The 11,100-nt window shown below is 34.6% G+C and carries 8 protein-coding genes; 3 read left to right on the top strand and 5 right to left on the bottom strand.

The window, feature by feature from the left end; all coding sequences use genetic code 11:
• Positions 1 to 25: 25 nt before the first annotated feature.
• Positions 26 to 385, bottom strand: a complete 360-nt coding sequence (locus tag ACPF9A_RS09825; RefSeq protein ID WP_424003981.1) for a bleomycin resistance protein — start codon at positions 383 to 385, stop codon at positions 26 to 28.
• Positions 386 to 600: 215 nt separating this feature from the next.
• Between ACPF9A_RS09825 and ACPF9A_RS09830 the strand changes: the two genes are divergently transcribed.
• Positions 601 to 1,530 (top strand): SPFH domain-containing protein, encoded by a 930-nt coding sequence (locus ACPF9A_RS09830; RefSeq protein WP_324024754.1) that lies wholly within the window; start codon positions 601 to 603, stop codon positions 1,528 to 1,530.
• A 276-nt stretch (positions 1,531 to 1,806) separates the two neighbouring features.
• Here the strand turns inward: ACPF9A_RS09830 and ACPF9A_RS09835 are convergent, their stop codons facing one another.
• The gene (locus ACPF9A_RS09835) at positions 1,807 to 3,483 is read right to left on the bottom strand and encodes a glutamine--tRNA ligase/YqeY domain fusion protein (RefSeq protein WP_424003983.1); all 1,677 of its coding nucleotides are present in this window, start codon (positions 3,481 to 3,483) and stop codon (positions 1,807 to 1,809) included.
• Between the two features lie 226 nt (positions 3,484 to 3,709).
• Here ACPF9A_RS09835 and ACPF9A_RS09840 point away from each other — a divergent pair, with 226 nt between their 5' ends.
• Complete coding sequence (locus ACPF9A_RS09840) at positions 3,710 to 5,956, top strand: gliding motility-associated C-terminal domain-containing protein (RefSeq protein WP_424003985.1); 2,247 nt, start codon at positions 3,710 to 3,712, stop codon at positions 5,954 to 5,956.
• Positions 5,957 to 5,963: 7 nt separating this feature from the next.
• The gene (locus tag ACPF9A_RS09845) at positions 5,964 to 8,177 is read left to right on the top strand and encodes a PorP/SprF family type IX secretion system membrane protein (RefSeq protein ID WP_424003987.1); all 2,214 of its coding nucleotides are present in this window, start codon (positions 5,964 to 5,966) and stop codon (positions 8,175 to 8,177) included.
• Positions 8,178 to 8,543: 366 nt separating this feature from the next.
• Here the strand turns inward: ACPF9A_RS09845 and ACPF9A_RS09850 are convergent, their stop codons facing one another.
• From ACPF9A_RS09850 to ACPF9A_RS09860, 3 genes are all read right to left on the bottom strand, one after another.
• A complete protein-coding gene (locus tag ACPF9A_RS09850) occupies positions 8,544 to 8,927 on the bottom strand; it encodes a hypothetical protein (RefSeq protein WP_424003989.1) in 384 nt (127 codons plus the stop codon).
• Between the two features lie 289 nt (positions 8,928 to 9,216).
• The gene (locus tag ACPF9A_RS09855; protein ID WP_424003991.1) at positions 9,217 to 9,414 is read right to left on the bottom strand and encodes a hypothetical protein; all 198 of its coding nucleotides are present in this window, start codon (positions 9,412 to 9,414) and stop codon (positions 9,217 to 9,219) included.
• Positions 9,404 to 10,240: a class I SAM-dependent methyltransferase gene (locus ACPF9A_RS09860; RefSeq protein ID WP_424003993.1), complete on the bottom strand. Its 837-nt coding sequence runs from the start codon at positions 10,238 to 10,240 to the stop codon at positions 9,404 to 9,406. The genes ACPF9A_RS09855 and ACPF9A_RS09860 overlap by 11 nt, the downstream gene beginning before the upstream one ends.
• Positions 10,241 to 11,100: the final 860 nt, after the last annotated feature.

Genomic DNA, 11,100 nt, shown 5'->3' on the forward strand with positions numbered 1-11,100 from the left:
CCTTTTTCTTTTAAAATATTTGCTTTTATTGAAATGATTCTCCAAAAGTTAGTAAGTTACTGTCAGGGTCTAGAAGAGCGAATTCCCTTTGCCCCCAAGGTTTCAACTCTAATTTTCCATTTGGGTGAATAGCCACATTATCATTTAATAACGATTGGTATAATGAATCGATTGTATTGGTGCGTATATATACTTGACCGTAATTTTCTTTTGGATTTAGGGCTTTGAACAAAAAGAAATGTATTTCGATGTCATCTTTTTGTAACATTAAATACTCAGGATAATCAACTGTTCCAACTTTTTCAAACCCTAGAGAGTTGACATAATAGTCTTCAGTTTTGTTCCTGTTTCGCATCGGTAATTTTGGATGTATAGAGACAAGCATCGTTTTTGTGTTATGGTTAGGTTTAAAATTATGAATTAAAACAGGAACTATACGTATTAGAAAATCTTGTTGTTGTTTAGAGGTAAAGGGTAAATAGAAAAGTAATTGCAGATTATGTGTTTATTCGGGCTATTCTGTAACAAATATGGAAAGAATGCTACTAATACTATGAAGGCTTTTAGTATCTTCCATTATTAACTATAAAAGAAAAAATCATGGGCTCATTTATTTGGATTCCGATTGCGTTTTTAGTGATTTTCACTATCCTATCGGGTGTATTTATCGTAAAACAGCAAACTGCAGTACTAATTGAAACATTCGGAAAATTTACTAGTGTAAGACAGTCCGGTATTCAATTTAAAATTCCTTTTGTGCAACGAATTGCTGCACGTATTGGTTTAAAAATTCAGCAATTAGATGTTATTATAGAAACTAAAACGCTGGATGATGTTTTTGTTAAACTTAAAGTATCTGTACAATATGTTGTAATCAAGGAGAAGGTTTACGAAGCGTATTATCAATTAGAATATCCACACGAACAAATAACTTCTTATGTATTTGACGTTGTTAGGGCAGAAGTACCTAAAATGAAGTTAGATGATGTTTTTGTTAAAAAAGATGATATTGCTATTGCGGTAAAATCTGAACTGCAACAGGCAATGTTAGATTATGGATTTGATATTATTAAAACCCTAGTTACCGACATTGATCCAGATGCACAGGTAAAAGAAGCCATGAACCGTATAAATGCTTCTGAGCGTCAAAAAACTGCTGCGCAGTTTGAAGGTGATGCTGCTCGTATTTTAATAGTTGAAAAAGCAAAAGCCGAGGCTGAAAGTAAAAGATTACAAGGTATGGGTATTGCAGATCAAAGAAGAGAAATCGCTCGTGGTCTTGAAGAGTCGGTAGAGGTATTAAATAAAGTAGGTATTAATTCTCAAGAAGCTTCTGCACTAATTGTGGTAACACAACATTATGATACGTTACAGAGTATTGGTGAAGCTACCAATACGAATTTAATATTATTACCAAACTCACCTCAAGCCGGTAGTGATATGCTGAATAATATGGTTGCTAGTTTTACAGCAAGTAATATGATTGGCGAAACAATGAAGAAAACAAATAAGCCTAAGCTTAAAGAATAATCAGTTTCAGGTTTAGCTTTTTAATATGTAACCCGAGGACATATGTTCTCGGGTTTTTTTATGCTTTTACATATAGTTCTGAGCTTTTGAACCTTTGAATAATTAGTCCTAGCGAAAACTGATTTTAATGGCTTTAGGGCGCAGTTTTATTTGCATTAATACCAATTAGTCTAAAAAAAGAAAACCACCTGTAGACGTGTTGTCTATAGGTGGTTTTTTATAATAAATCGTAATGAAAATAGATTCTAACGATAAGGAATACTTATACTGTATTATCTATTGAATTTTAGCCCAAGAATCGCGTAAACCAACAGTTCTGTTGAAAACTAAATTATCTGCAGTGGTATCTGGGTCAACACAGAAATATCCGATACGTTGAAATTGAAAACGATCACCTGGCTTGGCATCTTTTAATGCAGGTTCAACATATCCTGTAATTACGGTTAAAGAATCAGGATTTATAAAATCCATGAAATCTTTGTCTTTATGAGTATCGGGACTCTCATCTGTAAATAGACGGTCGTATACTCTTACTTCTGTTTTTACCGCATGTGCAATAGACACCCAATGCAATGTTCCCTTTACTTTACGCAAACTTTCTTCGGTACCACTTCCACTCTTACTTTTAGCGTCATAAGTACATTGTACCTCAGTTATATTCCCTTCGGTATCCTTTGTACAGCTTTCCGCTTTAATAATGTATCCGTTTTTTAAACGTACTTCTCCGCCAAGTTTTAATCGGAAGAATTTTTTATTTGCTTCCTCTTTAAAATCCTCTTGTTCTATATATAGTTCTCTTGAAAATGGCACTTCACGTGTACCGGCAGTATCATCTTCTGGAGAATTTTCGGCTTCTAACCATTCCGTTTCTCCTTCAGGATAATTAGTGATAACCAATTTCAATGGATTCAAAACACCCATAACTCTATGAGTAGTTTTGTTTAAATCTTCTCTGATATTAAACTCCAATAAAGACACATCTATAAGATTATCTCTTTTTGCGATACCTATAGTATCTACAAAATTACGAATAGATTCTGGAGTGTATCCTCTTCTTCTTAGTCCAGAAATGGTAGGCATTCTTGGATCATCCCATCCAGTTACCACTCCCTTTTCTACCAATTGCGCCAATTTACGCTTACTTACTACGGTGTGGCTTAAATTACGACGAGCAAACTCACGTTGTTTAGGTCTTACTTTAGTTTCATCATATACTTGATCTAAAAACCAGTTATATAACTCTCGGTGCATTGCGAATTCTAACGTACAGAACGAATGAGATACTTGCTCTATATAATCGCTTTCACCATGTGTCCAATCATACATTGGGTAAATACACCAATCGGTATTTGTTCTGTGGTGTGCTTTATGTAGAATACGGTACATAATTGGGTCGCGCATCAACATATTAGAAGAAGCCATATCAATTTTGACTCTCAATACATGAGTGCCTTCATTAAACTCACCGTTTTTCATCTTTTCGAAGAGCTCTAAATTCTCTTCGATAGATCGATTTCTATTCGGACTATCGGTACCCGGCTCTGTTGGCGTACCTTTTTGGATAGCCATATCTTCAGAAGATTGATTATCGACATAAGCTTTACCTTGTTTCACCAATTCAACCGCCCAATCGTATAATTGCTGAAAATAATCAGAGGCATACCGTTCGGTATCCCACTTAAATCCCAACCATTCTACGTCTTTTTTGATAGCATCTACGAATTCTTGCTCCTCTTTTGCAGGGTTGGTATCATCAAACCTCAGATTTACAGGTGCATTGTATCTAAGACCTAAACCAAAGTTTAAGCAAATAGAACTTGCATGCCCAATATGAAGGTAACCATTTGGCTCAGGAGGAAAACGAAAACGTAATTCGTCTTTGGTATAACCATTTACCAAGTCCTCTTCAACAATTTGTTCAATAAAATTCAAAGACTTCGATGTCTCGCTCATGTCATTATTTTTCAAGCTACAAAAGTAGCAAAATTGCCTTAAATGGCGGGTTTAAAATAGGCACACCTTACATAAAATGCGTTTCACAACAGAAATCTTCCTTTCGACAACATAAAATTCCCCTTCGTCGTATTAAATAACATATTTGTCTAAGAAATGATGGGAATGTAAAATAACTTATTAACCGTCTTTTCAACCGTAGTGGCCCCCATAACTACAAATACCTATGAAAACTTTGAACAAACTTACCGTATTTACAGCACTATCCATGCTATTCTGCGCTTTTCAATTATCTGCGCAAGCAATAGTAATTAATGCTCCAGAACCTGCAGACAATCCGAACCTGTCAGGCAGTACCCCTTGGTCTGCCGTTTGTGCAGGTAATGGTGGTTTCAATGAATATTTTGTCAACATCACTTGGATAGGTACCGCCAATGCAGGCAACCAGTTTATTCTCGAATTATCTGATGCCAGTGGTAGCTTTGCAACCCCAGTAACTTTAAAAACTATTACAGACCAAAATACCGTAAAGGATTTTGATACTAGTTTTGCGATACCTACCGACACTCGTGGAGAAGGATATAAGATGAGGGTTAGAAGTACAGACCCGGTAAAAGTAGGTAACGAATCTGAGACATTCAATATGTATTATATGGATGTTACCTCTAATTTAAATATTAGCGAATTAGGTAACGGAGTTCCACCGGGTACCGTTTGTAGTACAGGTGCGATTACGTTACGAGTTGATAACATTGCCAACCCAGAAACCTATCAGTATATTTGGTTTAGAAGCGGTACAGAATTAACTACCGAAACAGGTCATACTTTAAACGTGACGCAATCGGGTATGTACAATGTATATATTGATTACGGACCAAGATGTACTGGGTCTGGTAATACAGATTCTAATATTGTCGATGTCACTATCGGCGGTTCTGGAACCGGTATTGCAGTTACTGCCCCGACCAAAACTTCTTTATGTAGTACAGATACAGAAATGTTAAGTATAGACCAAACTAATGCTTCTTGGAGCTACCAGTGGTTTAAAGACGATGTTGAGATTATCGGTGCAACAGCAACTTCATATAATGTGAATGCTGCGAATGCAGGTTTCGAAGGAAACTATGCAGTAGAGATTTCGGGAACAGGTATCTGTAATGAAAGATCGGCAGTGGTTGCTATAACCAATGCAGAATTATATACCGTATCTGTAGAGAATGAAATCAATATGGTTTTATTGCCTACACAAAACGAAGTATTATCTGTTACGACAACTTCGGTTACGCCAAGTTATAAGTGGTTCAGAAATGCTGTTGAAATTACAGGTGAAACAAATAGTACACTTACAATTACCGAAGATGGTGAGTACTATGCAGAAGTTACCCAAACAGGCGGTGCCTGTTCAGTGTCTTCTAAAAACTCTGAGGTAACTACAGTAGTATCTCCTGCTTCTTTTGAAATGACCATAAATTATACTGATACGTATACATCTTGTGAAACTACAAACACTATATTGGGTGTTGAGCTTATAAACGCGGTTGCTGCAGATGGTTCTAAAACAGATGTAACTAGTGCTTTACTTTCCGGATTTACCTATGAGTGGAGTAGAGACGGTGTAGCGATAAGTGGTGCAACTAATAACAGTATTAGTTTGGCGTCAAATTCTGAAAATGGTGATTACGGTTTAAATGCGGTAGTTGGTAGTTTCAATGTCGATTCTAATGTTTTACCTGTTCAATTATTAACTAATGAAACAGTAAGTATTACAAGTTCAGGAACTGTTTTCTGTAACGGTGGCGAAACCATTACCTTAAGCACAACCACCGACTTAAGTTCAGCTACATATCAATGGCGACTAGACGGAGCCTCTATTAATACTACAGATGGGGTATTAACAGTTTCTACTGCGGGTACATATACTTTAGCGATAGATAGAGATGGTTGTTCTTTAATCTCTAATGAGATTGTGGTAACACCGTTAGATGAAAACCTAATTACACTTGACCCAGGTACAGAAATAGTAATGCCAGAAGGTACTACTAGATTGGTTACTGCAAGTGGAGGTACAGCCTACAGATGGTTAGATGCAAATGCGGTAGAAGTAAGCAACTCTGATAGTGTAAACTTTACCGAAGCCGGTAGTTATACCCTAATTGCTTCTATAGACAATTGTGAGATTGTTAGACAGATAGAAGTTTCTTACTTAGACACTTTTAAAGTGCCTAATGTAATTACCGTGAATGGAGATGGTATTAATGATCAATGGATCATACCGAACTCTTATTCTAATAAAGCCGATGTCAATGTAATTATCTACAATGAACAAGGACAAGAAATTGTAAACGAATTCGATTATAAAAATAACTGGCCGCAGTCAACTACTGCGTTCACCAAACAAAACATGGTATTCTATTATAAAATTAGAAATGCCAGTGAAGTACTTAAACAAGGTACGATCACAGTAATACGTTAAGCTCACCATGCTAAAGAAAAGTGTTTTATATCTATTGTTATTTGTGTTAGCTATCATGAAGGTTAGCGGGCAAGAGGAAAATCCGTTTGTATCATACGATGTTCCTGCCCAGAACCTTTTGAAGTATAACCGATTCTTAATCAACCCAACGTTTTCAACGGTTAGGGAAGACAAATCTTATATCAATTTGTTACACCGAAACCAATCGGTACAATTTGATGATAACAATCAAAACTATTTCTTAAGCTATAGTGGACGTATCAATGATAAAACCGGATTAGGTCTTAGTCTGTATTCTCAAAGAGAAGGTATCTTAAGCAATTTTGGAGTGTTGGCTAATTATGCCTACGGTATTAAATTGAATGACAAGAGTAACTTTACTTTTGGCGCAAACGTTTCTTATTACCAAAGTGGATTTGATAACGGTAGAGCATCTACTGTAGAAGAGGATCCTTTTTTAGCCGGACTGCAAGATCAGAACCTTTTATCATTTCAGCCTGGTTTTAACCTTTCTTACGGTAAGTTCGATGTTGGTGTTTTTGCTGAAAACCTTTTTGATTACAACTTAAAGACAAGCGAATCGGTAACGGAGTTTAAAGACAAAACATACTCTGGCCACTTACAATATACTCATCAGTTTGAAAATCAAGATGGTATTTTTGAGCAAGGTCGTTTAATGCCTTTGGCAAGAGTTAGAAAAGTAGGAGAAGAAGATGTTACGTTAGGCGGAAGTTTAATTCTTGACCTTCCAAAATTAGGATGGATACAAGGTGGATATGATAGTTTTTACGGTGCAGCCGCAGGTGTAGGTTTTAACCTTAACCAAAGAATTTCTTTAGGCTATACCATGGAAAAAGGATTGTCTAACAACTTTGATAATTTTGGAGTTACGCATGAGATATCATTTGCCTATTCATTCTCTCCGAACCTTACTGAAGACAGGGTAATGTTAGAAGATGACTTTGAAGATGATTTAGTGCAAAATGATGAGGAGCCTGAGAATATTGCAACGAATGAAGAAATAGAAGAGTTGAAGATGAAATTGGCAGAAAACGATGCCATCATCGAAGAGCTGATGTTTCGTCAAGATTCGTTAGAAGCTATTCGTCAATCTGATTTAGAAAGACGTTTTGCGATGGTAATGCGTATGGTTCGTAATGAAACAAACGGAGAAAGACCAGATCTTGAGAATAAAGCAAAAGAGCTCTTTCTTGATGAGAATGGTAACAATGAAGTTGCTTCTAGCTATAACCCGAGTAATTCCGGAGATTTAAATACCGATAGTTATAATTCAAGTAATTCAGGTCAGTCAGTTACCAGCAATGCAGCTAATCAAACACAACAAGATAGGGTAGCAGTGGTATCGAACGAAAGAAAGGATTCTGTTGCTGAAAGACAAGAAGTTGCAGACACAAATACAGATACGAATTCTTCTGTTGATAACAGATATAAAGAACAAGTGAAGCCAAAAGATGCTGTAGTTGCTAATAGACCAAGAAACATCAATACTCCTGTTGCGAAAGCAACAAGAGAAGTAGCTCAAGACGGAGTAAAAAGTCAAAGGTTTAAAGACTTACCAGATGTTACAGACGGGTACTATGTAGTTGCTAATGTATACAAAGGCGGGCAGTACATGAATAATTTTATTGACGGTTTAAATGAGCAGGGTATTAATGCCGATTATATTGATAACCCTAATACAGGTTTAAAGTACGTATACTTACAGAGGTATGATACTTTTGCAGAAGCTGTAGCCGCTCATGATAATAAACTGAACGGTACATATGATGGTGCTACTTGGATTATGAACGTTGATAACAGATACACTAATGAGGCTTACGCAAGCAATGTAAATAAGATCAAAGAGAAATCTTCTAAGTATAATTCTAATGTTCTTACCTCTAGTGAAGTGGTAAGAGATAATGTAGATTCTAGAGAAGTCGATTCAAAATCTTATGTTATTGAAGGTGCCGGTTCTGGTTATTACCTTATTGCAAATGTATTCGCCAACCCTAAGAATGCTAAACGATTTGTTGCCTTGCTAAATTCATTCGGATTAAGTGCGAGTTACTTCATCAACCCTAAGAACAATTACAGATACGTATACCTTAAAAAGCACGACTCTTGGACGAATGCTCTGATATCTTACTACTCTAAGCTAAACGACGCTTACAATGATAAAATGTGGATTATGAGGGTCAATCATGAACTGCTGGTTTAGAACGACTATAGGTTAACATAACGATTATATAAAGCCCTTATCATCTTAGATGATAAGGGCTTTGTTGTTACTATTGATTACAAGGTTTAGGCTATTGACAATAGTGCTTGTTCATACCTTAATTATACTTATCATTATAATTTATTGCCTTTTGCTTCTACTAGAGTCATGTATAAAGTTAAATCGAATTTTTTCATCTAAAGACTGATTAACATACAGATTGGTATTTAAAAATTTTTCAATACTTTATTTGTTGATTTGATTTCAGATTGGTGTGATGTTTCTTTAAGTTTCAAACTAGTATTTTCCATAACTTCATAGGTCTTAAATTCAGGTGAAAATCAATTTGTAGCTTATAATTTCGAACTATATTTTTATGAAACGAATCGTAATCAAATTACTAAGATGTAATTTCAACTTACCTTTTTCAAAAGTGATTTTTGAACGGTAATCTTCTTGATGATTATTTGTTTTCATAATAAGATATTCATCTTCTAAATACCAACATATCTCTTCTTCATTTGCTAACTGAAACCAGTCACTATTTGAAGTAATCAATAGGTGCTGCTCATCTTTAAATTTAAATGTTGTTCCAATCATTTCGCAGAAATCATTTTGCATGCAAATTCCTGGTCGAGTGAATTCAACTTTTTCAATCTTCCATGTACCGATTAATTCTTTCTTCAGTATAACGTCAGTTGCAGCTTGAACTTGAATTAGTATGAGAAGTAAAATTGTGATTTCTTTCATATGTTCAAGACGAGTTAAATCACCTTCTGTTACTTGAAAGCTACAATACTGATCCTATTATGAATTGGAATCTTGTGTGAATTGATGAAAACTCATTTGGAGTAAAAAATCACATCACTTATAATTGAGTAAGTCTTATTAACGTAGGTATTTGCCAATTGACACTATAAAAAACACTTTACAAGTAACCGGAAACCAAATATATTTCCAGATGTTACTTGTTATATTAAATCTTGATAATCAAGATTATTATTATTGAAAACCAACTCGTCCATATTTATTTTCAATATCACCTACTCCTTTTATTTACAACCCGATAATTACAAACACTGTTTTCATCATATCTAATTCTATGTTCAGATAATAGTTGTGTAATTATTTCTCTGGTTTCACCTTCATCTAATTGTATATTTTCTCCTAAGTCAATTGCATTTAATTGATTCTTATTTTCAATTAATGCTTTAAAATATCTGTCTTTATTTTCCATGAATTTGTTTTTTTACGGCTATCATCATATGCGGACTAAAAGGTAAAATGTAGCTGTCGTTTTCTGTAATTTTTAATAATTCAATTAATGTCTTTCTCTTTTTATGATTTAGCATGTTTGCAAAGAAGTCTTTATCAAGCCATGCCATACCTTCAACTGCATATGTGTTCAAGTAGGTTAAATCTTGCTGTATAAATTCCTCTTTTAGTTGTTCGGGTTTGTGATAATAGGCCTCGGCCAAGAGCCAAGGAAAATCATCTGGTGGATTGTGAATTCCAGAAGTCAATTCATTCTTACACATTTCAAAGAAAGAACTTTTATGTATTAGACCATTTAAGAGCCCAACTAAAGTTGATGCCGTATAATTGATAGCGAACCCTAGAATGATACCGCCATTTTTTAAAACACGTTTAGCTTCTTTAATGGTTAATTCTCGATCTTCTTTTTTCTGAAGATGATAAAGAGGTCCATGAAGTAGTATTAGATCTGCATAATTATTTCTGAAGTCTAATTTTCTAGATTCACCTAGATGAACGGAGAACTTGTTCTTTAATTTCTTAGCCCTGTTTTCTGCTAGTTGTAAATGTTTAGCAACGGGTTCTACTAAATGAACTTCATGACCTTTTTTTGCAAGCCATTCAGCATACTTACCTGTACCGCCGCCAACATCTATAATCTTTGAAGGTGATGTAAAAAGGTGCTTTTCTATGAGCCATTTAATTCTTTCGAATTCAAATACGCCCATGCCTTTTTCTAGTCTGGTTTCTTCAGATGCTTTGTTATAGAATATCTCTATATTTTTTGATATTAACTGTTCACTTTTCATTTTTGATTCTGGGTAATAACACCACACTTAAAATTGCAAAATGCAATTGAAAGAAATAATGCAATCAATTTTTCAATCAATTGTTTCTGTTTAAATTTTTATAAAATAATGGGTTGTTATTATCTGTGCATTAGAAAGCTTCTATGCATTAGGCACTCGTTGGTCGAGTTCGTCTTTTTAGAAAGACTTAGATAATATGTAGAGTTAATATAACAGATTTGAAAGATAGCCAATCTTATTTAATACCTATCGTAGGTTATAGACTATTAACTAGGTTAGGGTTTAAATAAGACCGCTCATGTCACTTTTTAGCCTCTTTTAGGCAGAACTGTTTAGAATTTCAACAAAGAGCTTACAAATAAGGATCTGTTCTTTAAAGAGGCTTTATAGCACCTGAAGCAAGTAACTTATAATAGACCATTTACGAATTTCTATTTGTGAAATTAGCTTATAGTATGTTTCTAAAAAATACTCTTTATGTCTTTTGTTTTAATATGGAACCCTCTTTAATCACACAATTATTTTCATTTCTACGCCCCTTTTTTTGACAAAACACACACCATCTTGTAATTTAATTGATACTGCATTTATGTCGCTTATGCCTAAATTTTCATCATTTTGTAACAGGATTGCATCGAATTATTTACTATTTAAAAGCCAAATTCATTGATAAAAATTTAGGGGTTTTTAAACGATAATTGCCACTTTAAGATTCAAAAATTATCAGTTTATTTCGAGAATATGAATAACTAAAATTTATCCATTTACCACAAAAGGTAAAATATTAAAGTTTCGCTAGTGCTTACTTAATCGTTGAAATACACTCTTTTCTAAAAATCACAGCCCCATTCTATTTGCTG

Source organism: Maribacter sp. IgM3_T14_3, assembly GCF_049603095.1.
Taxonomy (GTDB): Bacteria; Bacteroidota; Bacteroidia; order Flavobacteriales; family Flavobacteriaceae; genus Maribacter.

Excerpts from the sequence above, each read along its gene's own strand:
- ACPF9A_RS09825 (WP_424003981.1), bottom strand. The coding sequence starts at position 385 with ATGCTTGTCTCTATACATCCAAAATTACCGATGCGAAACAGGAACAAA.
- ACPF9A_RS09830 (WP_324024754.1), top strand. The coding sequence starts at position 601 with ATGGGCTCATTTATTTGGATTCCGATTGCGTTTTTAGTGATTTTCACT.
- ACPF9A_RS09835 (WP_424003983.1), bottom strand. The coding sequence starts at position 3,483 with ATGAGCGAGACATCGAAGTCTTTGAATTTTATTGAACAAATTGTTGAA.
- ACPF9A_RS09840 (WP_424003985.1), top strand. The coding sequence starts at position 3,710 with ATGAAAACTTTGAACAAACTTACCGTATTTACAGCACTATCCATGCTA.
- ACPF9A_RS09845 (WP_424003987.1), top strand. The coding sequence starts at position 5,964 with ATGCTAAAGAAAAGTGTTTTATATCTATTGTTATTTGTGTTAGCTATC.
- ACPF9A_RS09850 (WP_424003989.1), bottom strand. The coding sequence starts at position 8,927 with ATGAAAGAAATCACAATTTTACTTCTCATACTAATTCAAGTTCAAGCT.
- ACPF9A_RS09855 (WP_424003991.1), bottom strand. The coding sequence starts at position 9,414 with ATGGAAAATAAAGACAGATATTTTAAAGCATTAATTGAAAATAAGAAT.
- ACPF9A_RS09860 (WP_424003993.1), bottom strand. The coding sequence starts at position 10,240 with ATGAAAAGTGAACAGTTAATATCAAAAAATATAGAGATATTCTATAAC.